18 protein-coding genes, 1 tRNA gene and 1 pseudogene are annotated in these 22,754 nt (G+C 60.4%); 7 read left to right on the top strand and 13 right to left on the bottom strand.

Translation table 11 applies throughout. The features are described 5' to 3' along the window. The first annotated feature begins 64 nt into the window (after positions 1-64). The 5 genes from upp (at position 65) to C6366_RS00080 (ending at position 3,376) form a co-directional block, all read left to right on the top strand. Positions 65-691, top strand: coding sequence for a uracil phosphoribosyltransferase (gene upp / locus C6366_RS00100; protein ID WP_107735327.1), 627 nt, complete (start codon positions 65-67; stop codon positions 689-691). A gap of 16 nt (positions 692-707) precedes the next feature. Continuing rightward, positions 708-1,964: a uracil-xanthine permease family protein gene (locus tag C6366_RS00095; protein WP_107735326.1), complete on the top strand. Its 1,257-nt coding sequence runs from the start codon at positions 708-710 to the stop codon at positions 1,962-1,964. A gap of 18 nt (positions 1,965-1,982) precedes the next feature. Then, positions 1,983-2,684 (top strand): molecular chaperone, encoded by a 702-nt coding sequence (locus tag C6366_RS00090; RefSeq protein WP_107735325.1) that lies wholly within the window; start codon positions 1,983-1,985, stop codon positions 2,682-2,684. A gap of 42 nt (positions 2,685-2,726) precedes the next feature. Further along, positions 2,727-2,802, top strand: a tRNA-Asn gene (locus tag C6366_RS00085). A 175-nt stretch (positions 2,803-2,977) separates the two neighbouring features. Next, a complete protein-coding gene (locus C6366_RS00080) occupies positions 2,978-3,376 on the top strand; it encodes a response regulator (protein ID WP_107735324.1) in 399 nt (132 codons plus the stop codon). A gap of 177 nt (positions 3,377-3,553) precedes the next feature. Here C6366_RS00080 and C6366_RS00075 read toward each other — a convergent pair whose 3' ends face one another. The 10 genes from C6366_RS00075 to C6366_RS00030 all read right to left on the bottom strand — a co-directional run bounded on the left by C6366_RS00075 (position 3,554) and on the right by C6366_RS00030 (position 17,228). After that, positions 3,554-4,471 carry a hypothetical protein gene (locus C6366_RS00075; RefSeq protein WP_107735323.1) on the bottom strand — a complete coding sequence of 306 codons (918 nt, stop codon included), beginning with the start codon at positions 4,469-4,471 and terminating at the stop codon, positions 3,554-3,556. Between the two features lie 129 nt (positions 4,472-4,600). Beyond that, entirely contained in the window at positions 4,601-6,142 is a 1,542-nt protein-coding gene (locus tag C6366_RS00070) for a YifB family Mg chelatase-like AAA ATPase (RefSeq protein ID WP_107735322.1), read from the bottom strand. A gap of 20 nt (positions 6,143-6,162) precedes the next feature. Then, positions 6,163-6,834, bottom strand: a complete 672-nt coding sequence (gene lepB, locus C6366_RS00065; protein ID WP_107735321.1) for a signal peptidase I — start codon at positions 6,832-6,834, stop codon at positions 6,163-6,165. Between the two features lie 13 nt (positions 6,835-6,847). Then, positions 6,848-7,447: a signal peptidase I gene (gene lepB, locus C6366_RS00060; protein WP_107735320.1), complete on the bottom strand. Its 600-nt coding sequence runs from the start codon at positions 7,445-7,447 to the stop codon at positions 6,848-6,850. 16 nt (positions 7,448-7,463) lie between these two features. Continuing rightward, positions 7,464-9,263, bottom strand: coding sequence for a translation elongation factor 4 (gene lepA / locus C6366_RS00055; protein WP_107735319.1), 1,800 nt, complete (start codon positions 9,261-9,263; stop codon positions 7,464-7,466). A gap of 71 nt (positions 9,264-9,334) precedes the next feature. Continuing rightward, positions 9,335-11,701: an EAL domain-containing protein gene (locus C6366_RS00050; protein ID WP_107735318.1), complete on the bottom strand. Its 2,367-nt coding sequence runs from the start codon at positions 11,699-11,701 to the stop codon at positions 9,335-9,337. 45 nt (positions 11,702-11,746) lie between these two features. Beyond that, the gene (amrA, locus tag C6366_RS00045) at positions 11,747-12,292 is read right to left on the bottom strand and encodes an AmmeMemoRadiSam system protein A (RefSeq protein WP_107735317.1); all 546 of its coding nucleotides are present in this window, start codon (positions 12,290-12,292) and stop codon (positions 11,747-11,749) included. Positions 12,293-12,304: 12 nt separating this feature from the next. Next, entirely contained in the window at positions 12,305-12,985 is a 681-nt protein-coding gene (gene purN, locus C6366_RS00040) for a phosphoribosylglycinamide formyltransferase (protein ID WP_107735316.1), read from the bottom strand. After that, a complete protein-coding gene (gene cobA / locus C6366_RS00035; RefSeq protein ID WP_107735315.1) occupies positions 12,982-14,520 on the bottom strand; it encodes a uroporphyrinogen-III C-methyltransferase in 1,539 nt (512 codons plus the stop codon). The genes purN and cobA overlap by 4 nt, the downstream gene beginning before the upstream one ends. 8 nt (positions 14,521-14,528) lie before the next feature. Further along, positions 14,529-17,228, bottom strand: a complete 2,700-nt coding sequence (locus C6366_RS00030) for a valine--tRNA ligase (RefSeq protein WP_107735314.1) — start codon at positions 17,226-17,228, stop codon at positions 14,529-14,531. 47 nt (positions 17,229-17,275) lie between these two features. On the opposite strand from C6366_RS00030, the gene C6366_RS00025 reads away from it, so the two are divergent. Continuing rightward, on the top strand, positions 17,276-18,670 hold the full coding sequence (locus C6366_RS00025) for a biotin--protein ligase (RefSeq protein WP_107735313.1): 1,395 nt from the start codon (positions 17,276-17,278) through the stop codon (positions 18,668-18,670). 40 nt (positions 18,671-18,710) lie between these two features. Then, on the top strand, positions 18,711-19,721 hold the full coding sequence (gene era, locus C6366_RS00020) for a GTPase Era (RefSeq protein WP_107735312.1): 1,011 nt from the start codon (positions 18,711-18,713) through the stop codon (positions 19,719-19,721). A 44-nt stretch (positions 19,722-19,765) separates the two neighbouring features. On the opposite strand, the gene tal is transcribed toward era, so the two are convergent. The 3 genes and pseudogenes from tal to C6366_RS00005 form a co-directional block, all read right to left on the bottom strand. Then, a complete protein-coding gene (gene tal / locus C6366_RS00015; RefSeq protein ID WP_107735311.1) occupies positions 19,766-20,719 on the bottom strand; it encodes a transaldolase in 954 nt (317 codons plus the stop codon). Between the two features lie 66 nt (positions 20,720-20,785). Then, positions 20,786-22,378: a glycosyltransferase gene (locus C6366_RS00010; protein ID WP_107735310.1), complete on the bottom strand. Its 1,593-nt coding sequence runs from the start codon at positions 22,376-22,378 to the stop codon at positions 20,786-20,788. Further along, a pseudogene (locus C6366_RS00005) lies at positions 22,366-22,754 on the bottom strand (DNA repair protein RecN); the annotation flags it as partial. The pseudogene C6366_RS00005 and the gene C6366_RS00010, both read right to left, overlap by 13 nt.

Here is a 22,754-nt window from a genome sequence, read left to right as displayed (position 1 = left end):
TTTAAAAGCCGGAGATTTTCGCGTCCGATCAGTCCCCAGCCCACCAATTCATCAGGAGGTGCCCGTGTCCGTCCATGTGGTTCGTCATCCGCTCGTGCAGCACAAGCTCGGGGTCATGCGTCAGCATGACGTCAGCACCAAGAACTTTCGGGAACTGGCCTCGGAACTGGCCAGACTGTTGACCTACGAAGCGACAAAGGACCTCGCCGTCGAGACCAGGACCGTGAAGGGATGGTGCGGGCCCGTTCAGGTGGATCGGATCAAGGGCAAAAAGATCACCGTGGTGCCCATTCTCCGTGCCGGGCTGGGCATGCTGGATGGCGTGCTGGACATGATTCCCGGGGCCAAAGTCAGCGTGATCGGCATTTACCGCAACGAGGAAACCCTGGAACCGGTGCGCTACTACGTCAAAACCGCCGGAAACATCGACCAGCGCATGGCCCTGATCCTGGACCCGATGCTGGCCACCGGCGGGACGCTGCTGTCCACCATCGATCTGCTCAAGGAAGCCGGTTGCCGCCGGATCAAGGGCGTATTCTTGGTGGCCGCTCCCGAGGGCCTGCGCCGGGTGGAAGCGGCCCATCCGGACGTGGAAATCTATCTGGCGGCCGTGGACGAACGCCTTGACGAGCGGGGCTACATCCTGCCCGGACTGGGAGACGCCGGAGACAAGATCTTCGGCACCAAATAATCTTGAGGGAGCCACCATGACGGAACAAACTGCATCGACGATTTCCTCGCCTGAATACAATTTTCGACTCAAAGACAGCCTGCTGGGCCTGCAGATGTTGTTCATCGCCTTCGGAGCCCTGGTCCTGGTTCCGCTGCTCACCGGACTGGACCCCAACGTGGCTCTGTTCACAGCCGGCGTCGGGACATTGCTGTTCCAGATCATCACCAAGGGCAAGGTCCCGGTATTTTTGGCTTCTTCCTTCGCCTTCATCCCCGCAATCATGTTCGGCGTCCAGACCTGGGGCATTCCAGCCACCTTGTCCGGCCTGGCCGCGGCCGGCCTCGTCTACGTGCTCTTGGGGCTGTTCATCAAATGGCAAGGGCCGGGCATCCTGATGCGCGTCCTGCCGCCCATCGTCTATGCTCCGGTGATCATGGTCATCGGGCTGATCCTGGCCCCGGTGGCCGTGAACATGGCCTTGGGCAAGACCGGGGATGGGGCCATCCAACTGATCAACGAAGGTCTGGCATTGTTCATTGCCCTGGCCTCCCTGGCCACCACCATAGTAGTTACCTTGCTGGGCAAGGGCGTCTTCCGCCTGGTGCCGATCATGTTCGGCATCCTGGTGGGGTACGTTCTCTGCCTGCTGTATGGCTTAGTCGATTTCACGCCGGTCAGAGAGGCTCCCTGGCTGGCCCTGCCCAACTTCGTCCTTCCGGAATGGAACTGGCAGGCCGTACTGTTCATTGTCCCCATCGCCATCGCCCCGGCCATCGAGCATTTCGGCGACATCCTGGCCGTGAGCAGCCTGACCGGGAAAAACTACGTCAAGGATCCGGGCATTCACCGAACCATGTTCGGCGACGGTCTGGCCACCACCATGGCCGCCTGCCTGGGCGGGCCGCCCAACACCACTTATTCCGAGGTCACCGGCGGCGTGGCCCTGACCAAGGCCTTCAACCCGGCGATCATGACCTGGGCGGCTATCGCCGCCATCGTCCTGGCTTTCGTGGGCAAGCTCGGCGCGTTGCTACAGACCATCCCGGTCCCGGTCATGGGCGGTATCCTTGTCCTTCTCTTCGGCGCGATCATGGTGGTCGGCCTGAACGCCCTGGTTCGAGCCAAGGAAGACCTGATGGAGCCCCGCAACCTGATCATCATCTCCGTGATCGTGGTTTTCGGCATGGGCGGCATGGCCTTCCAGACCGGAGAGTTCGTGCTCAAGGGCATCGGCCTAGCGGCCATCGCGGGCATTGTCTTGAACCTGATTCTGCCGGATCGAAAGATATAGGTGAAAGGGCGAACCACGATGAGTGACGATCCACGCCGCATTCTGCTGTGGGGGCTGGAGGCCGTGGCCTGGGTGTTCCGGGGGGGCGACGGAGGTCGCTGGTCCCAGGTCCGAACCGATTGCCTGCCCAAGCTGGCCGGAATCCTCCTGTTCCTGGAGTCCCGAGGGCTGATCGACGGCGTCCTGCTCGACCATGCCGACCACGTGCTCGCCCTGGCCGACAAGCAGGCCCCGGCCATGACGCCCGAGAGCCTGGAAGCTGAATACGTTCGGCTGTTCGTGAACCATCGCGGCGGCGCGGGCGTCCCCTTGAGCCAGTCGTGCTACACCGGCGAAGGACTGATGATGGGCGAACCGGCCGTGGCCATGCAGTCCCTCCTGGACCGGGCCGGCCTGAAGGTCGATGCGTCTCTGGGCATGCCCCCGGACCACATTGCCATCGAGCTTGCCTATTTGATGTTTCTTTTTCCGGAACAGCACCCACCGCCTACCGTATCGAAGATCGCCTGGGGGAGGAAGGGTTCCGTTCCAGAACAGCCTCCTATCAAATCACCCTCTGAATTCACCCGTCAAATGCTCGCCCCCTGGGTCGACGAGTTGCGAAAGCGGACCATCGAGGCCCAGGCCTCCCCGTTGTTTCACCTTGCGGCGACCATTCTTGTCGTGTTGACTGAATGCCTCCAAGACCAAAATTTTCCTTTCTCCGCTCCAACCACTTGACGGACGGGAACGACTGGTGTAAAAAATCCCCTTTCGACGCATTCCCTGGTAGCTCAATTGGCAGAGCGGGTGGCTGTTAACCACTAGGTTGGCGGTTCAAGTCCGTCCCGGGGAGCCAAGACAATCAAACCCCGTCTGGTTACAGACGGGGTTTTTTTGTATCCGGACCTTTCCTCTCATTCCTATTCTCATGCGGCAAAACTCTTTCCCGCTTGCGGCAGAACCATACTTGGGGTAGGGCTCTTTTCCATCAACGTGCTCGGTTGCCGAGCCCGGAAACCAGCGAGGTGGGTATGCGCTTTCTGATCGTGGAGGACGACTTTACCAGCAGATTGATGCTTCAACGAATCGTCAAGCCTTATGCTCAATGCGACTTGGCGGTCAACGGCGAAGAGGCGGTCCAGGCCTTCCAAATGGCGCATGAAGAAGGGCAGCCCTATGACTTGGTGTTGCTGGACATCATGATGCCGGTCAAGGATGGTCAGCAAGCTCTGATGGAAATCAGGGAGTACGAGCGCTCTCAGGGCATCAGCCCCAAGGACGAAACTCGCGTGATCATGCTCACTGCCCTGGGTGATCCCAAAAACGTCGTGGATGCCTACTACAAGGGCGGCGCCAGTTCGTATCTGGTCAAACCCATCGACAAGGGCCTGCTTCTGGAAGTCATTCGCAACACCGGCCTACGAATCTGACTTTTTTCTGCTTCCGGGCCATCCTTTCAATCTTCCCTTTCCGCTTCCCCAGAGCTGGACGATTTCTCCTCCAGCACGGTGTCCCTTTGCTCATGTAAATAGCCGCCCAAATTCTCATTCTTGCGCGGTTTTTTTCATGAGATTGCAAGGATAGGTTCCGATCTTCAAAGTGGTCCGCTAAGCGATTCCTCGACGAAATCGTTCCAGGTATCGCTGATAGACCCAAGCTCCCAATTCCTGAATATCGTTCTCCCGTACGGGGGTCCAGGCGATTTTGCCGCTCGGATCGTTCTTGCCGTGCTGGGTGAATTCCACTCCGAACTCCACGTCCTTGCTCTGGTAGTCCTCTCGCTTATAGCTGATTCGCCCTTTCAGCCAGAAGATCTGATGACTGTTTTTGACCCGTTCGCTCAAGACAAGCCAAATGACCACTTTCGCTCGCTTGGTCCACACGGAGGGACTTTCCGGTTTGCCTTGCGCCGGGGAAATATCCTTTTTCGAAGATGATTCGACGGAAACATTCTTGAACAACTTCCCGGTAAACCGTATCCGAATGCCTCCCGCCGAAATGTCCAGAATAGACACCTCTCCCTCTTCAAAGTGCTGTCCTCCGATCAAAGGAGGACGCAGCTTGGCCTGACCAGTCTCGGCGTTTCGAGCGACCATTTTGCCCTCCTCCCAAAGAGAAAAATTCAAGATGTCGTCTGAGGCCGGATCCAGGCGGATGCTGGAACGCCGCTGGCCGATTTCCAGGACGACGGGGCGTTTCAGGACCAGGTTGTAGTCGGATCGTGAGGCGGTGCTATCCAGGATCGGACTTGGGAAGTTGTAAAAAATATCCGACTTTCTGGATCTGTCCCGGACCTTGAAGTAGCACCTCACCACCTGCCCCACCCAGGAGCGGGGATTGGCGCTCAGCCCGGAAACCTCAACGGCCAGAGTGCTGTCCCCGATCTCCCGGAGCAGGCCGGTGACGTCGAACCGACTGCCTTGTTCCCGCGTCAGAGCGATGATGAACTTGGCGCGCAAGTCTTTGGCGTCTTGCAACAAGCCTTGAATAGTGTTCGGATCGGTGAGGCTCAGAGGGGTGCTCATGGGAGACACCTGATCGTTGTCGGGTATGGGGCGGACTTGGACATTAAAATGCAAATAAATGCAAAGTCCAGGCCAGGATCGGGCTCAAGCATGGCCGCGGTCCTGGATTTGGCCTAGGTCAGGTCCGGATCAGGACCACGTCTGGGCTTGTCGGTCCAGGGTGCGGTAATTGATGGCCTCGGCCAGATGGTCCGCGGACAGTGTTTCCGTCCCTTCCAGGTCCGCGATGGTCCGGGCGATGCGCAGAACGCGGGTATAAGCCCGAGCGCTGAGGCTCAATCGCTGCACCGCGGCCCCTAGAAACTCATGCTCCGCATCGCCCAGCGGGCAGAATGTATTCAGCCACTTTCCGTCCAGATCACTGTTGGTCAGCAGGGGAGAGTTTCGAAAGCGTTGGTACTGCAAGGTCCTGGCCTTTTCGATGCTTTCGAGCATGGCCGCGGAATCGCGGGAGCCTCGTTGTCTGCGGAGTTCCTTGTAGGGCACGGCCGGGACTTCCACGTGCAGATCGATCCGGTCCAGAAGCGGCCCGGAGAGGCGGGAGCGGTAGCGCTGAATCTGCTGCGGCGAGCAGGTGCACTGGTGCTGTTCGTCGGTGAGGTAGCCGCAGGGGCAGGGATTCATGGCCGCCACGAGCATCAAGTCCGCGGGATAGGTCAGGGACATCGCGGCCCGGGAAATGGTCACCACGCCGTCTTCCAGGGGTTGTCGCAGCACTTCCAGAACGTGCTTCTTGAACTCCGGCAATTCGTCCAGAAAGAGCACGCCGCGATGGGCCAGGGAGACCTCTCCTGGCCTGGGATAGTGCCCCCCGCCGATCAACCCGGCGTCGGAAATGGTGTGGTGCGGGGAGCGAAACGGTCGAATCACCACCAGCGGCTGGTCCTTGCAAAGCATCCCGGCCACGCTGTAGATCTTGGTCACCTCCAGGGCTTCCTCGAACTCCAGGGCCGGTAATATCGAAGGCAGTCGCTTGGCCAGCATGGTCTTGCCGCTGCCCGGAGGGCCGAGAAAGAGGAGGTTATGGTTTCCCGCGGCGGCGATTTCAATGGCCCGTTTGGCGTGCTCCTGGCCCTTGACCTCGCTGAAGTCCAGGATCGATTTGGTGCGATTTTTCCAAAGTTCGTCCAAATCGCAGATCGTCTCGGAGATGGCTTCCTCGCCCAACAGGAAGCGCACGGCCTGGGCCAGGCTCTCCGCCCCGTAAACAGATAATTCCTTGACCACCGCCGCTTCCTGGGCGTTGTCCGCGGGGACGATCAGCCCCCGAGCTCCCTGAGCCCGGGCCTTCAAGGCCAGCGGGAGGATGCCGGACACAGGCTTGAGTTCGCCGTTGAGGGACAATTCTCCGGCCAGGAAAAAGCCCTGGACCTGCTCCTGACGCAGCACCTCCACCCCGGTGAGTAGGCCTACGGCCAGAGGCAGGTCGTAGGCGCTGCCTTCCTTGCGCATGTCCGCCGGGGCCAGGTTCACGGTGATCCGAGCCGGCGGCAGCTTGAAGCCGGTGTTCTTCAATGCCGCGAAAACCCGCTCCTTGCTCTCCCGCACCGCGCCCTCGGCCAAGCCGACCATGGTGAACGAAGGCATGCCCTGGCGGGCGAAATCCACTTCCAGTTCCACGTGAAAGGCCTCGATGCCCATCAGCGCGGAGGTGGCGATTTTGGCCAGCATGCTCCTCCCGTTCCGGTCTTCTATTGCAATGCGTGGCCCATCCGTTCCCAGCGAGGACCCTCCCCCGCCTCCCAGGACCAGTATATCCGCCAAGCCTTACCCTTGATCCGCTCCCGATCCACGAACCCCCAGAACCGGGAATCCAACGATTCGTCACGGTTGTCTCCCAGCACGAAGTATTTGCCCTCGGGGACCTTGAGCGGGCCGAGTCGATCACGGGGCTGGACGTCGCGGTGTGTGGCGTCCCGGAACTGGACGTAGGGCTCGTCCAACTCGCGCCCGTTGATCAGAACCCGTTTCCGGCGGATTTCCACGATGTCTCCGGGCAGGCCGACGACGCGCTTGATGAAGTCCTGGGGGCAGGTCTCGTCGGCTAGGCCGGGCAGGGAGCATTGCAGCCACCGGGCCGGCTCCTCGGTGAAGGAGGGCACGTCCTGACCGAACAGAAACACCACGATATCCCCGCGCTCCGGCTCGTCCAACTTCATGGCGGCCCCGGTCAGCGGGATCTTCACGTCGTAGGCGAACTTGGTGACCAGGAGATGGTCGCCGACCAGCAGGGTGTCCAGCATGGAGCCGGAGGGGATCTTGAAGGCCTGGACCACGAAGGATCGGATCAGCAGGGCCAGGACCACGGCCAAGAGAATAGCCTTGACGTATTCCCCAAGGGTGGTCGCCAGGGATTTGGACATGCGCGAAGCGGCTCTACTCAATACGCCGACCGACCCGATCCCAGCGCACGTCGCTCAAAAACCAGCGCGGACTGGCGGACCAGTATATCCGCCACGCCTTGCCCCGAATTTGCGACCTGGGCACGAACCCCCAAAACCGGGAGTCGTGGGAATTGAAACGATTGTCGCCAAGGACGAAGTAGTGCTCCTCGGGTACGGTTCGCGGCCCGAAATGGACCCGGGTCGGACCGGGGTGCAGGGTCAGGTAAGGCTCGTCCACTGCCTCGCCGTTGATGTACAGGGTCTGGTCCCGCACTTCCACCTCGTCCCCGGGAACCGCGGTCACGCGTTTGATGAAGTCCTTGGACGGGTCCTCCGGATAGCGGAAGACGATCACGTCACCGTGTTCGGGGTCCTGGGTTGAAAGGATGCTCCAGTCCGTAAAGGGGGCTTTGATGTCGTAGGCGAATTTGGTCACGAACAGGCGGTCTCCGATCTGCAGGGTCTCCAGCATGGAGCCGGAGGGGATCTTGAAGGCTTGAATGATGAATGTGCGGATGATCAGGGCCAGGATCAAGGCGATGATCAGGGCCTCGGAATATTCCTTGAGCGCGGTTTGCCAGCGGGGGTTCATGAAGTCTCCTTGTGTCCTAGTCCTTGCGCAACACGGCCAGGAAGGCTTCCTGGGGAATGTCGATGTTGCCCATCCGTTTCATGCGCCGCTTCCCTTCCTTCTGTTTTTCCAGAAGCTTGCGCTTGCGAGTGATGTCGCCGCCGTAGCACTTGGCCGTGACGTTCTTGCGCATCGGCGCGATGCGTTCCTTGGCGATGACCCGCTGCCCGATGGCGGCCTGGATGACCACCTCGAACAACTGACGGGGGATGACCTGGCGCAGGCGGCTGGCCAGCTCCCGGCCCTGAGCGTAGGCCTTTTCCTTGTGCACGATGATGGACAGGGCGTCCACGCCTTCGTTGTTGATCAGAATATCCAGTTTGACCAGCTCCGAGGGCCTGAAATCGATGAATTCGTAGTCCAGGGAGGCGTAGCCCCTGGTCACGGACTTGAGCCGGTCGAAAAAGTCGTACACGATTTCCGCGAAGGGCAGCTCGTAGGTCACGATGACCCTGGTGGAGGACAGAAAGCGCAGATCCTTCTGCTTGCCCCGGCACTCCTCGCACAGAGCCAGCACCGCGCCCAGATACTCATTGGGAACGTGAACCTCCATGTGTACATAGGGCTCGGCGATGAATTCGATCTTGTTCAGCGGGGGCAGCTTACTGGGATTGTCCACGGAGAGGGTCTCGCCTTCCAGGGTCTGGACCTCGTAAATCACCGAAGGCGCGGTGACCAGCAGCCGGGCCTGAAACTCCCGCTCCAGCCGCTCCTGGATGATCTCCATGTGCAGCAGCCCAAGAAAGCCGCAGCGGAAGCCAAACCCCAGGGCATGGGAGGTTTCCGGCTCAAAGGAGAAGGCCGCGTCGTTGAGCTGCAACTTTTCCAGGGAATACTTGAGCGAGCCGTATTCATTGGGCTCCACCGGATACATCCCGCAAAAGACCATGGCCGTGATTTTCTTGAAACCAGGTAGGGGCGTGAGGGTCGGGTTGTCCGGGTCCGTGATGGTGTCGCCGACCCGGGCATCGGTCAGGTTCTTGATTCCGGCGCAGAGGAAGCCGACCTCGCCCGGCCCCAGTTCGTCCACGGCCAGGGGCTCGGGGGAAAAAACCCCCAGCTTGGTGACCTCGAAGCGGGTCTTGTTGGAATACAGCAGGATGAACTGGCCGTTGCGAATCCGGCCATCCATGACCCGAAGCAGAATCACCACCCCGAGATAGGTGTCGTACCAGGAGTCGAAGATCAGGGCCTTGAGCGGGGCCTTCTCCTCGCCCCTGGGCGGCGGCAGGTCGGTGATGATCCGTTCAAGAACCTCCGGGACGCCCTGCCCGGTCTTGGCGCTGATCATCAGCGCGTTCCGGCAGTCCAGGCCGATCACTTCCTCGATTTCGGTCTTGATCCGCTCCGGTTCCGCGCTGGGCAGGTCGATCTTGTTCAGAACCGGAATGATCTCCAGGTTATTTTCAAGGGCCAGGTAGGCGTTGGCCAGGCTCTGGGCTTCGACCCCCTGGGATGCGTCCACCACCAGCAGAGCGCCTTCACAAGCCACCAGGCTGCGGGAGACTTCATAGCTGAAGTCCACATGCCCGGGGGTGTCGATCAGGTTCAGGATGTACTCCCGTCCGTCTCTGGCCTTGTAAGGAATGCGCACGCTCTGGGCCTTGATGGTGATGCCCCGCTCCCGCTCCAGATCCAGCCGGTCCAGGTACTGCTCCTTCATCTGGCGGGCGTCCACGAGTCCGGTTATCTGCAGAATGCGGTCGGCCAGGGTGGATTTCCCGTGGTCGATGTGCGCGATGATGCTGAAGTTGCGAATGTTTTTCTGGTCAATCATGATGAGGGGGATTCCTTACCCCGCAAAGCCCATTGGGGCAAGCCGAAAAAAGGTCGGGAATCGAACCGGGGTCACTCGTCCGTATCGCGGCGTCCAGAGGTTTCACGCCGATCCGGCGGGCCTTCGCGTCGATCGCTCTCTTGTTCACCTTTGCCAAGCAACGACCCCTGGACCAGTTGCTCCAGAGGCATTGGTTTGGCGAAATAGAACCCCTGGGCGTAATCGCAACGCAGCACGGTCAGGGTCTTCACTTCCTCCTCGGTTTCCACGCCCTCGGCCACCACTTCCATATTCAGGGCCTGGGCCAAAGTGACGATGGTCCGGATGATTTCCAGGTTTTCATCGCCCATGTGCATCCGGCTGACGAAAGAGCGGTCCACCTTCAGGATGTCCGCGGAAAAGCGGTGCAGGTAAGAGAGCGACGAGTAGCCGGTGCCGAAGTCGTCGATGGCAATCTTGATGTTCAGGCCCTTGAGGCGCTCCAGAATCCGCGTGGCCGCTTCGGCGTTTTCCATGACCACGCTTTCCGTGATTTCCAGCTTGAGGCACTCCGGAGGGAAGTCGGTCTCCTGGAGTACGGCCTCCACCTGCTCGTAGAGATCGGACTGGGCGAACTGCTTTCCTGATAAGTTCACGCTGACCATGAATGGGGGTTCGCCATCAATGACTATGGCGAATTCACGCATGTCCCGACAGGCCTTTTCCAGAACCCACCTGCCCATGGACAGGATCAACCCGGTCTCCTCGGCCAAGGGAATGAAATCCAGGGGGCTGATCATGCCGCGGGCGGGATGGAACCAGCGGATCAGGGCCTCCACCCCGATGGTTCGTCGCGTGGTCAGACAAATGATGGGCTGATAGAACAGAACGAATTCTTCCCGTTGCAGGGCCAAACGCAGGTCCATGAAGGTCTGCATCGCATGCTTGGCCTTTTCGTGCATCATGGAGCTGAAAACCTCGAACCGGCCCCGGCCCCGAGATTTGGCCAGATGCAGGGCGATGTCCGCGTCCCGCAGCAGATCTTCGCCGTGGTCGTACCGGGCATCGGAAAGCACCACCCCGGCGGAGGCGGAGATCTGAATTTCATGGCCGTCCAGTTGATGCGGCTGCTTCAGGCCGTCCAGGATCCGTTCAGCCAAGAGCAAGGGATCGGCGACCTCCCGCAACTGGCGAGTCAACACAGCGAACCCGTCCCCACCCAGGTGAAAGACGTCCTCCTCCGCCTTGCGCTCATCCAGAATGCGCTGAATGCTGGAGAGGATCAGCTTGTCGCCCAGGTCGTAGCCCAGGCTTTCGTTGAATCGATTGAAGCGGTCCAGATTGATCAACACCAGGGCAAACCGATAGCCTTCCATGTCGCGGGCCTGTTTGATCTCCACGTTCAGGCCGTCCAGCAAGGCCGTCCTGTTGGGCAGGTTGCTCAGCGGCTCGTGAAGGACATGGTGCAGCATGCGCTGCTCGGCCCGTTTATAGAGGATCATCTGCATCAGCGTGTTGGCCACGGCCCCTAAAAAAACCAACTCCTGCCGCGTCAACAGAGTGTCTCGTTGGATAAAGAGGTTCACGAGCCCCAGGGTCGCGTGCTGGGATCGAATTGGAACGCAGATATTGCTGTGCGGTTCGACGCCTTCCGGCGAAAGCTTGTTGTGCTCGACATCCTCGTCCGGGACCACGAGAATGCGCTGCTCCGCGATGGCCTTTCCGCAAGCGCACTGTCCTGGAACGATGGTCGCGCATTGGACCTGAACGTTTTCCGGTAAATTGCGCTGCGCCACCATGCGGTAAACGTCTCCCTCGCCTTCCTGGAGATAGATGCAGCCCCGGTTCTGCAAAGTCAGCCAGGTAATGCCCAGGATGCTGTCCAGGCACTGTTGCAGCAGTTCTTCCAGGGGCAATTCCTGCAAGGAAAGGTGGAGCAACTGGTTCAGAGCGGTCTGCATGTCGAAGTTGCGTTGCAGATCCTGCTCGGCCTGCTTCAGCTTGGTGGTCCGCTCATCGACCATCTCCTCAAGCTTCTCCGAGTAGACCCGCAACTGTCGCTCCTGGTTGCGCAGGGTCAGATGCGTGCGCACCCGGGCCAACAGTTCCTTGGCGTCAAAGGGCTTGCTGACGTAGTCCACCCCGCCTGCCTCGAACCCCTTGGTCTTCACCCCGGTGTCCGTGAGCGCTGAAAGAAAGATGACTGGAATGTCCCGGGTTTCAGGAGCGTCCTTGAGGATTTGGCAGGTCTGGAAGCCGTCCATTCCGGGCATGATGATGTCCAGGAGCACGAGGTCCGGCTGCTCCCTTCGGGTCAGGTCCAGACACTCCTGGCCCGATGACGCCGAGACGATCCGGAACCCTTGCCGTTTCAGGTTGGATTCCAGAATCAGCCTGTTTACCGCCTCGTCGTCAACGACGAGAACCAATGGGGATTCTTGGGTATGATCTGGATTCATGATAATATCTCTATTCAACGCAAAAAAACGACTTTGCCAATCAGCTTAAAAAATAACCGCCTCAAAGCAAAATATCTCCGTGCCCTGCTGCTGCCAAGCATTGGCGGGGAGCCCGGCCTTGCGGCAGGTCTGGGACAGAAACGTCTCCCGGTCCCAGCCGTATTCCGTGGCCACCTGAGGCAAAAGCAGGCCGGAATGCGGGCCGCGACGCACCAGCAGTCCGTGTCGGCCCGGAACGACATCCTCGGCGACGCAAGGGACCAGCGGGCTGAGGATTGAAATCTCCACCGTCAGATCGGTCAGTTCCTCCTTGTTCACCGGGGGAAACCTGGGATCATTGAACGCCGCGGCCTTGGCCATCCGGATGATGGTTTTTCGAATCGGCTGGTCGCCGACGATATGCCCGATGCACCCGCGCAAATGGCCTTGCTTCTTCAGGGTTACGAACGCGCCGAACGGCTGTTCCAGCTTTTCCGAAACCGGCTTCGGCAACATCACGTTCGCGTCAAACCGGGAAGCAATGCTCAATCGGGCCAGTTCCCGCAGATAATCCCGCTCCGCCTGGGATAACTCGAAGTGAAAATCGCTCATGTTCGTTCCTCCCTAAAACCCGTCTTCCAACGGCGGAAAAATCAGGCATGGCGGCAGGTCGTTCCTGGTGGCCAGGGGTCGCTCTCCTGGACGGACCACCACCTGTCGGCCCTGGACGTCCAACCTGCCTTCAGCCAGCCACTGCACGGCCTGGGGAAAAACGCGGTGCTCCAGAGTCAGGATGCGATTGCCCAGCATTTCAGCTCCCTCGCCAGGCAGAGCCGGGACCGCGGCCTGGATGATGATCGGACCGTGGTCCACCTCTTCGTCAACGAAATGCACCGTGCATCCAGCCAAACGGACCCCGTGCTCCGCGGCCTGGTTCTGGGCGTGCAGTCCGGGAAAAGACGGGAGCAGGGCCGGATGGATGTTCAGCACCCGCCCGGGAAAGGCGGCCAGGAGTTCCGGCCCCACAAGCCGCATGAATCCGGCCAGGACCACGGCCTGGGCACCAGCGTCGCGCAGGGCGCGGACTAATACCCGATCATAGGACTCCCGGTCCGGGCAGTCCCGATGGGACAGAGTCTGAGAGAAAATGCCATGCTTCGCAGCCCGATCCAACCCCTTGACCCCGGGAATGTTGGAAATCACGGTCTGAATGGTCACATCCAGCACTCCGGCTTCCATCCGGTCGATCAGGGCCTGCAAATTGGACCCGCCTCCGGAAATAAGCACACCAATGGGCAGGGTCATGCCCCCGCGTCCCCGTGTCGACCCTGGCCCCCGTGGTCCAGGATAGCCTGAACCATGGCCGGGATGGTATAGTCCTCGGGCTGAATGTCACCCTGAAAGCCATGATTTTGCAATGTCCGTTCGGTGACCGGTCCGATGCAGACCAGCTTCAACGCGGCGCGGTGCTTTTGAATCAGCTCCGGGCGGATGGCCGTGAAAAAGTTGGTCACGGTAGAGGAGCTGGTGAACGTAATGTACTGAATCTCCCCGTTTTCCAGGGCGGTCGTCACTTCCTCCGCGCCCTTGGCCACCGGCAGGGTCCGGTACACCGGCAGCACCTCCACCTGGGCCCCGGCCCGGAGCAATTCCTCGGGCAGGACTTCACGGGCCTGCTCGGCCCTGGGAATCAGCACCCGCTTGCCGACAACGTCCCTGGCCAACAGCCCCTGGACGATGTCCTCGGCCACGTATTTTTCCGGAACGAAGTCAGCCCGGATGCCGCGCCCAGCCAGCCCCTCGGCAGTAGCCGGGCCGATGGCCGCAACCTGGGTTCCGGCAAAGGCCCGGGCGTCGAGCCCCCGCCCCTCCAGCGCTTCCCAGAACATGCGCACGCCGTTGACCGAGGTGAAGACCACCCAGTCAAACTCGCCCAGGCGCGTGGCGGCTTCCTGAATGGGCGTAAGATCATCCATGGGCTTCACGGCAATGGTCGGAAACTCGTAACAACAGGCCCCCAGACTTTCCAGGGAGGCCACCACGTCGCTGGCCTGCTCCCGGGAGCGGGTGACCACCACCCCCTTGCACAACAACGGCCGCCGCTCAAACCAGTTCAGCTTGTCGTGCAGGGAAACCACTTCGCCCACCACCAGCAAAGACGGAGGCTTGAACCCTTGTTTTTGGGACTCCTCGGCGATGTCGGCCAATGTGGAGATCAATGACCGTTGCCTGCACGTGGTCCCCCAGCGGATCAGGGCCGCCGGGGTGCTTCCGGGCAGTCCGGCCTTGATCAGGTTGGCCGAAATCTCGGGCAGGTTCTTCACGCCCATGAAAAAAACCAGGGTGCTGGTGCTTCGGGCCAAAGCCTCCCAGTCATGGGCGCTCTCGGCCTTGGTCGGGTCCTCGTGGCCGGTGATGAAAGACACCGATGAGGCGAAACGGCGATGGGTCAGGGGAATTCCGGCATAGGCCGGGGCGGCCACGGCCGAGGTCACTCCGGGGACCACCTCGAAATCGATGCCGTGCTCCAAAAGCTCCTCGACCTCCTCCGCCCCTCGCCCGAAGACATAGGGATCACCCCCCTTGAGCCGGGCCACGACCTTCCCCGCCTTGGCCCGCTCCACCAGCAGATCGTTGATCTTGTCCTGGGGCAGGGTATGGTCGCCGCCTTTCTTGCCAACGTAATAAATCTCGGCGTCCGGTCGGCACCAGGCCAGAAATCGCGGGTTGGCCAGATAGTCATAAACCACCGTATCCGCGCTCTCCAACAACCGTTTGGCCTTGAGCGTGATCAACTCCGGATCGCCGGGTCCGGCGCCCAGCAGGTAGACTTTGGACATGAATGCTCCTACTCTATCAGCCCCTGCAACCGTTCGCGCAGGGCCAGCAGTTTGGATTGTTTTTCAGCGATGTCCCTGGCCTTGGCCCGTTCTTTTTCCACCACTTCGGCCGGGGCCTTGGCCAGAAAATCATCATTGTTCACTTTGCGGGTGACGATGTCCAGTTCCTTGGCCGCCTTGTTCAATTCCTTATCCAGGCGAGCCAGTTCGGACTGGAAGTCCACGGCCCCGGCCAGGGGCACGAACACTTCCACCCCCTGAACCACGGCGGAAGCCGATGCCCTGGGCGGGTTCAGATCCGGTTCGACCTGGAACCCCTCAAGTCGGGCCAGGTGAATGATGGTCTCCCGGTTCATCAAGAGCACTTCGGCCAGGGCGGTTTCCCGGCAGCGCACCAGCACGTCCAGTTTCTGGGACGGCCCGATGCTGAGTTCAGACCGGATGTTGCGTACGCTGACCACGATCTCCTGGATCAGCCCCATGTCCCGCGAGGCCTGCTCGTCCAACTGTTCGGGCCTGGCAGGAGGATAGAGTTGAGCGGCCAGATTGGTTTTCGTGCCGCGAGCAGGCAGGGAGTCCCAGATTTCCTGGGTCACGAAGGGCATGATGGGGTGGAGCAGGAGCAGCACTTCGGAAAGCACGGTTTGCAGGCAAACCTGAGCCGTGGCCTGGGACTCGGCTTTCTCCTGGTCCTGGGCTTCGCCCTTTTCAGCCTGGACGGCCCCGGGCAGGTCCGGTTTGATCATTTCCAAATACCAGTCGCAGAGTTCATGCCAGATGAACTGGTACAGCCCCATGGCCGCGTCGTTGAACCGGTACTCGGTGATGGCCGCGGCGTTTTCCTGCTTGACCTGCTCCAGGCGAGTCAGAATCCAGCGATGGCGCAAGTCCAGTTCCGCTGAAGCGGGAAGCGCATCTCCAGCTCCGTCTTGCGGCAGGTTGATCAGGGCGAAACGGGCCGCGTTCCAGAGTTTGTTCACGAAAAACCGGTAGCCCTGAATCCGGTCCTCGGACAGCTTGATGTCCCTGCCCATGGCCGCCATGGCCGTCAGGGTCATCCGCAGGGCGTCGGTGCCGTACTGATCGACCATGGTCAGGGGGTCGATCACGTTGCCCTTGGACTTGCTCATCTTCTGGCCGTCGCTGTCCCGGACCAGGGCATGGATGTAGACGTGCTGAAAGGGTACCTCGTCCCGGAAGTGCAGGCCCATCATCATCATCCGGGCCACCCAGAAAAAAAGGATGTCGAACCCGGTGACCAGCACTGAGGTGGGGTAGTAGCTCTTCAGTTCCGGGGTCTCGTCCGGCCAGCCCAGGGTGGAGAAGGGCCAGAGAGCCGAGGAGAACCACGTATCCAACACGTCGCTTTCCTGGACAAGCTTGCCCGGACATTTGGGACAGCTTTTTGGGTCTTCACGGGAGACGATCATCTCGCCGCAAGACTGACAAGTCCAGGCCGGGATACGATGGCCCCACCATATCTGACGGGAAATGCACCAGTCCCGGATGTTGTCCAGCCAGTCGAAATAGGTCCGCTCCCACTGCCGGGGATGAATCGCCGTCCGCCCGTCCTCCACGGCCTTGCGGGCCTTGGTGGCCAAAGGCCCTACGGCCACGAACCACTGTTTGGAGACCGCGGGCTCGATCACTGTCCGGCAACGGTAGCAATGCCCCACGCTGTGCGGGTGGTCTTCCACGCGAACCAGAAACCCTTTTTCCTCCAGGTCCGCGACGATGCGCTTGCGGCACTCCATGCGGTCCAGGCCGGCGTATTCCGTCCCGGCCTCGGCGCTCATCCGGCCGTGATCGTCGATGACCTTGACAACGGCCAGATCGTGGCGTCGGCCCAGTTCAAAATCGTTCATGTCGTGGGCCGGAGTGACCTTCAGGCAGCCCGTGCCGAACTCCCGGTCCACGTAGGCGTCGGCGATGATCGGCAGCTTGCGGCCCACCAGGGGCAGGATGACCTCCTTGCCCACCAGGTGCACGAAACGCTCGTCCTCGGGATGCACGGCCACCGCGGTGTCGCCGAGCATGGTTTCCGGCCGGGTGGTCATCACCGTCAGGCCCCCGGAGCCGTCGGCCAACGGGTAACGAATGGCATGCAGCCGACCGTCGGCCTGGGCGTGTTCCACCTCCAGGTCGGCCAGGGCCGTATGGCACCGGGGGCACCAGTTGATGATGTAGTCGCCCTTGTAGATCAGCCCTTCCTCGTACAGCCGGACGAATACCTCCCGCACGGCCTTGGACAACCCGTCGTCCATGGTGAAGCGCAGCCGGGTCCAGTCCACCGAAGCCCCCAGACGACGTACCTGGTTCAAAATCTTGCCGCCGTACTCCTCCTTCCAGGCCCAGACCCGCTCCACGAAGGCTTCCCGGCCCAGTTCCTCCCGGCTTTTGCCCTGGGCGGCCAGGGACTTCTCCACCACGTTCTGGGTGGCGATACCCGCGTGGTCGGTACCCGGCACCCAGAGCACGTCGCGGCCCTGCTGGCGATGAAACCGGGCCAGGATGTCCTGGAGGGTCAGATTCAGGGCGTGACCCATGTGCAGAGAGCCCGTGACATTGGGCGGCGGGATAACCATGGAATAGGTTGGTCGATCCGTCTGGGCCGGAGCGGTGAACGTACCCTGCTCCTCCCAGTACTCCAGCCATCTGGCTTCCACGTCACGGGGTTCGTATCCCTTGGGCAATTTGGTTTCGGTCATTTGGATGTATTCTCCCTCTCATTCGTCGTGAACGTTGAACCCGTGCCATGGCTTGTTTCGCGTCGGCGGTCCTGGTACTCCACCAGCTCATGGACGCTTTGAACACAAGGCACTTTCCGCGCCCCACGGGCTCAGGCTCGGGCTCCATCTGTCTCTTATGGGACGAGTCGCATCTTTGGGCGATCCTGCTCTGGAGGTGCCTGGCCGCCTGGGGCGTTCCCTTGCGCTTGGCCAGGGCCTCGGAAATCGCGGCGGGCCTGCTGCGCGACCAGCCTCCGGCGGCGCTGTTCGTACCCGGAGGATGGGCCAGATTCAAGGCCGAGGCCTTGGGGTCGGACGGGCGCAAGGCCGTGGGCGACTATCTGCGTTCCGGTGGCGTCTACGTCGGCTTGTGCGGTGGCGCGGGCCTGGCCTTGCCTGACAACCACGGGCTGGCAGTATGTCCCTTATGCCGCAAACCCATGGCCCAGCGTCTGCCCAACTTTAGCGGCTCGGTGGCTTGCGCGCCTCAACAATGCCACCCGCTGGTTCCGCAAGACATCCCCGCCCTGATCGACCTTCCGGTCTGGTGGCCTTCCCAGTTCGCCATCCCAAAGGACGCGGCCCCCGGAGGCGCCGCCGCAAAAGCCGCCACAAAAGCAACCGCGGGCATCGACGTTCTGGCCGCATATGTCCGCCCCGGACCGGACTTCTGGGTCTCCGACCTGGCCCTGGAGCAGGTGGCGGCCCCCGAGCGCTCCGCCTGGGAACGGCTCTACGGGATCAACCTGGATCCGGAACTGCTGCGCGGCGAACCGTGCATCGTCACGGGGCTGGCGGGAACGGGCCGCTATATCCTGAGCTATGCCCACCTGGAAACCCCCCGCGCTCCGGCGGCCAATTCCTGGCTGGGCCATATGCTTTCTTTCCTTTTGGGGCAACCCCCGGGTCTTTTCGGAAATCGGACCGCTCCGGCCTGGAACCTCGGCGAAACGCCCATCGTCTGGGATGATCCATGCCTGGCCCGCATCGCCGCTCACCTGGAGGCGATCATCGCCCTGGGCATGCGGCATTTTCTCCTGTTCTGGCGGCACCCCTGGCTTTTGGGCTGGCGGCGTGGCATCCCCGGCTTCGTGCTGACCACCCTCTACGCCCAGGTTCAAACCATTCGCTCCCTGCCGCCCCATGCCGAAACCGAGGCCCTTTGGGCGCGTCACGCCGCTGACATGGAAGTCCTGGTCCACGAGTTTCGCCGGAAAATGGAAGCCTACCTCATCGCCGAACGCCTGGTCATGCAGCGTACGCCTTCCTCCCCGGAAGGCAGCGCCTGCGACCAGGTCCAGAAACAACGCCGGGAGCTGATCGGCCGCTTTCCCGGATACGGCGGCCTGTTCGGCCGCATCGTCCGCCAACTGGATGAGCTGGTCTGGAGGCAGGCCGTCACCGCGACGCCGACCCCATGACACGATCACGACTTCACCTTCGCCATACAAGGAAAAAACCATGTCCCATCAAGACCCCTCCGTCCCCCATGACCTGACCAAAACAAACCAAGCGCACGACGAGGATACCTTTCGGACCGGGTGGACGGCCCTGCTCGGACCCCCCAACTCCGGCAAATCCACTCTGCTCAACGCCATGCTGGGTCAGAAAGTGAGCATCGTCAGCCCCAAACCCCAGACAACCCGCAACCAGGTCACCGGGATTCTGACCAGGAAAGATTTGCAGGTCGTGTTTCTGGACACCCCCGGCCTGCACCGCCTGCGGGGCAAGATGAACTCCTTTCTGCTCAAGGCCGCCTGGCAGGCCCTGGCCCGGGCGGACATGGCCGTGATCGTCCTGGATGGAGCGCTGTACACGAACCGACCGCACCTCTTTTCCGAGGAACTCCAACCATTGCACGGTTCACGGGTTCGCCTGCCTCAGCCGCTGCTGGTCGCGGTGAACAAGATCGACAGGGTCAAGGATCGCAAGCGACTGTTGCCCCTGATGGAGCAGGTCGCCGGGACGTGGCCGGAAGCCGAGATCATCCCCCTGTCCGCGGCCACCGGGGACAACGTGGAGGCCCTGATCGCCGGCATCGCCAAGTCCCTGCCCCCGGGCCCGCCGTTGTTTCCCGAGGACCAGCTTTCCACCGTGCCCTTGCGGTTCATGGCCTCGGAAATCATCCGGGAAAAGCTCTTTCTGAATCTGCACGAAGAACTGCCCTACCGGACCGCCGTGGACATCGAAAACTGGGACGACACCAGCAAACCCGGCCTGACCCGCATCCACGCCGTGATCTTCGTGGAGCGGGACAGTCACAAGGCCATGGTCATCGGCAAGCAGGGCCGCAACCTGAAGCAGATCGGGCAAAACGCCCGGCTGGAACTGGAAGAATTGCTGGGAACCAAAGTCTATCTGGAACTCTGGATCAAAATCCGGTCCAGATGGAGCGAGGACGAACGCTTCCTCCTCTCCCTGGGCTTCGGCGCGGCCCCGGATGGAGAGATCATGGAAGGCTTTGGAGGGTAGGGGCATATCGCGTACGCCCCTGTCGTCGCCGATTTTTTACAAGGTCAGCCCTTGTCCAGGATCATCCGCTCCAGCTTGACCGCGTCCGCCGCGAACAGACGGATGCCGTCGGAGAGTTTTTCCGTGGCCATCTGATCCTCATTGAGCATCCAGCGGAAGGCCTTTTCATCCAGGGACAGCTTCTCTTCCCCGAGGCTTTGCGCCGATTCGGGACTCAGCTTGCGCTCCAGCGTGCCTTGGCCGTCACGCAACTCCCGAAGCAAGTCCGGGCTGATGGTCAAGAGGTCGCAGCCGGCCAACTCCAGTATTTCTCCGGCGTTGCGGAAACTGGCCCCCATGACCTCGGTGGGATAGCCGTGTTTTTTGTAGTAGTTGTAGATCCGCGTCACGGAGTGCACGCCGGGATCGTCCTGAGGGGCGTATCCGTCCCGGCCCTCGTGCTTCTTGTACCAGTCCATGATCCGGCCCACGAAAGGGGAAATCAGCTGCACCCCGGCCTCGGCGCAGGCCACGGCCTGGGCGAAGGAAAACAGCAGGGTCATGTTGCAGCGGATGCCCTCCTTGGCCAGGACTTTGGCGGCGACGATCCCCTCCCAGGTGCTGGACAGCTTGATCAGCACCCGCTCCCGATCCACTCCGGCCCGCTCGTACAGCTCTATCAGACGCCTGGCCTTGTCCACCGAGCCCTGCACGTCGAAGCTCAACCGGGCGTCCACCTCGGTGGAAACCCGCCCCGGCACGATCTTCAGGATTTCCACGCCAAAGGCCACGAACAGCTTGTCCATGGCATCGGCCAGAAACGCCTCCGTGGATCCGGCCTCGGCCCGGGCTATGACCCCGTCCACCATCTCCCCGTATTCCTTCATGCCCGCGGCTTTGAGAATCAGGCTGGGGTTGGTGGTGGCGTCCTGGGGCTGATACTCCTTGATGCTGGCAAAATCACCCGTGTCCGCGACAACAATGGAATGGGCCTTGAGTTGGTTCAATTGGTTGGGCATGGGGGCTCTCCTTACGCTCGGGGTTGAAAGCCGCGTATGATATCGTTTCGGCTTGGCGTCATTCAATTATCTCAACGATCTCCTGAGTGCTTCAGCGATCATCTTCGCCTGGGAAAAATCATAATTTCGCATAGCTATTTCAGAAGCATAGGCAATGACATGGTCGTCGGCAAGTCCAAACGCGATGGATTCCTTCAAATAGTCGAAAACCTCATGCTCCAGATTCATTTTTTTCGCGCACAGCATGAACATTTCCAGACAGTCCCGCGTCTTCTCCTCAGCCCAAGCCAGCTTCGCAAACTCCAGTGCGTACTCTGGATAGATTTCCTGGTATTGTTTCAAAAAACCGGGATCAAAGACAATTCCCATATCATAGTAGAGCTTTGCCAGTACCAGGTATACTTCAGAGCAGTTTCCGGTACTCTCTGATATCGCCAGGAGTGCTCGTTTTGCGTCAACGTACTTGATCGGAGTCAACCGAGAGGCAATACCGAATCCTCTTCTCGCCGATTCCAAATCGTTGTGGTGCAAAAACATCAATGCGAGGGTTATTGCTCCAAAAAGCCCGCCCTGCCGTTCAATGCAGCGGAGCAAGTACCTTTTTGCCTGATCAATTTTGCCGTTTCTCGCGTAAACAGTCCCAATAAACTCACTGGATTTGACGCCAGTTGCATTTGATCTGGCGGCAACCGGAACGGCAAGCTTCAGTGCATCGCCGTAATCGCCTCCGAACCGTTGACATTGCGCGTACTTGGCCTGGGCCTCCGCCAGTTGGCGTTGGTCCGCGTCTCTTCTGGTATTGAATGCGGAACGCCGTTCCAAATGCGTGATCAACTCGGCCGCCCTCGCGGCACTTGTATGTCGTTCCCGGCAAAGACGCTGTCCCTGCCTGGCCACCTGCTCCCAGTAGTCGGGATCAGCCTTGATCTTCCGAATCTGGTTCACAACGCTGTCATGCGTATAACAGGCCAAATGCTGACCATGCTTGAAGTGCTGGCCAACTCCTGCCCCGCCGTCTTCGGTCAAAACAAGCGAACCGGAGGCGAGACCTTGTAAAACTCGATACGTAAGGCCGCTAAAAAGATTTTCATTCAGGACAATCCGGGATTCGGAAAAAATGTCCTGCATCTCAGCCACGCTCACATTTTCAAACCTGCTTAATGAGCAGTGATCTTTAAGATAACTTAATAATTTTAGCCTTTTCCTTCTGTACTCAGTGAGCCGCCCTACAAAAACGACATCGTGCTTCTTTTCCTGATCACCACGAAACATTCCTTCAGAGACGCAAAGCGGAAGCCATTTCGCCCTGATCCCATTTTTTCTCAAGACATCGACGCTTGAAATCTGATCAACAAACACGTCGTCAAACAGCAACATCAATCTTTTCAAAAAGAATTCGTTGATGCAGGAATCAATACAATAGGCGACAATCCTATGATTACAGAGATGCAAATCCTTCGGAAGCTGCGTCGTCCCCCATATTTCCAGAAGAACGATGTCTGGGTCATAAGACTTTAAAGAAATGACCTGGCTTACGGAAACATTCTTATCCATCCCAAAAGGAAAGACTGTATGGCCGACTTTGACCAAACCCTCTTTAAGAAAAGACCCGCTGTACAGGATACGCATCTTTCTGGAAAGCGGCTTTACGTATTCCAAGCCCCGCCGGTCATCCGTTGTAGTTCCTCTTCCCTAGCCGTCCCATTCAGGGCCGTGCAGCGGGTGAAGGTGGCGCCGTCCAGGACTTCCTTGCGGACTTGGAAATGGGTCTCGCCCTGGGCCGCCAGTTGCGGCCAGTGGGTGATCACCAGAACCTGCTGCACCGAGGCCAGGGAGCGCAAGCGATCGGCGACCTTGTTCAGGGTCATGCCGCCGATTCCGGCGTCCACTTCATCGAAGATCAGGGTTGGATTGTCCGCGTCGGCCATCAGGCCGATGATCGCCAGGAGTACGCGGGACAGTTCGCCGCCGGAGGCGATTTCCTCTAGGGGCTGGAAGGGTTGGCCGGGGTTGGGGGCCCAGAGCAGGCGGGGGC

This window comes from Desulfonatronum sp. SC1, assembly GCF_003046795.1.
In the GTDB taxonomy this organism is placed as follows: Bacteria; Desulfobacterota; Desulfovibrionia; order Desulfovibrionales; family Desulfonatronaceae; genus Desulfonatronum.
This window is presented reverse-complemented; position numbering and strand designations above follow the sequence as displayed.

Bases quoted from the DNA above. Each gene is read 5' to 3' on its own strand.
- C6366_RS00080 (WP_107735324.1), top strand. From the start codon at position 2,978: ATGCGCTTTCTGATCGTGGAGGACGACTTTACCAGCAGATTGATGCTT.
- C6366_RS00070 (WP_107735322.1), bottom strand. From the start codon at position 6,142: ATGCTGGCCAAAATCGCCACCTCCGCGCTGATGGGCATCGAGGCCTTT.
- lepB (WP_107735321.1), bottom strand. From the start codon at position 6,834: ATGTCCAAATCCCTGGCGACCACCCTTGGGGAATACGTCAAGGCTATT.
- C6366_RS00025 (WP_107735313.1), top strand. From the start codon at position 17,276: ATGGCTTGTTTCGCGTCGGCGGTCCTGGTACTCCACCAGCTCATGGAC.
- lepB (WP_107735320.1), bottom strand. From the start codon at position 7,447: ATGAACCCCCGCTGGCAAACCGCGCTCAAGGAATATTCCGAGGCCCTG.
- C6366_RS00095 (WP_107735326.1), top strand. From the start codon at position 708: ATGACGGAACAAACTGCATCGACGATTTCCTCGCCTGAATACAATTTT.
- era (WP_107735312.1), top strand. From the start codon at position 18,711: ATGTCCCATCAAGACCCCTCCGTCCCCCATGACCTGACCAAAACAAAC.
- tal (WP_107735311.1), bottom strand. From the start codon at position 20,719: ATGCCCAACCAATTGAACCAACTCAAGGCCCATTCCATTGTTGTCGCG.
- C6366_RS00050 (WP_107735318.1), bottom strand. From the start codon at position 11,701: ATGAATCCAGATCATACCCAAGAATCCCCATTGGTTCTCGTCGTTGAC.
- C6366_RS00090 (WP_107735325.1), top strand. From the start codon at position 1,983: ATGAGTGACGATCCACGCCGCATTCTGCTGTGGGGGCTGGAGGCCGTG.
- amrA (WP_107735317.1), bottom strand. From the start codon at position 12,292: ATGAGCGATTTTCACTTCGAGTTATCCCAGGCGGAGCGGGATTATCTG.
- cobA (WP_107735315.1), bottom strand. From the start codon at position 14,520: ATGTCCAAAGTCTACCTGCTGGGCGCCGGACCCGGCGATCCGGAGTTG.
- purN (WP_107735316.1), bottom strand. From the start codon at position 12,985: ATGACCCTGCCCATTGGTGTGCTTATTTCCGGAGGCGGGTCCAATTTG.
- C6366_RS00075 (WP_107735323.1), bottom strand. From the start codon at position 4,471: ATGAGCACCCCTCTGAGCCTCACCGATCCGAACACTATTCAAGGCTTG.
- C6366_RS00030 (WP_107735314.1), bottom strand. From the start codon at position 17,228: ATGACCGAAACCAAATTGCCCAAGGGATACGAACCCCGTGACGTGGAA.
- lepA (WP_107735319.1), bottom strand. From the start codon at position 9,263: ATGATTGACCAGAAAAACATTCGCAACTTCAGCATCATCGCGCACATC.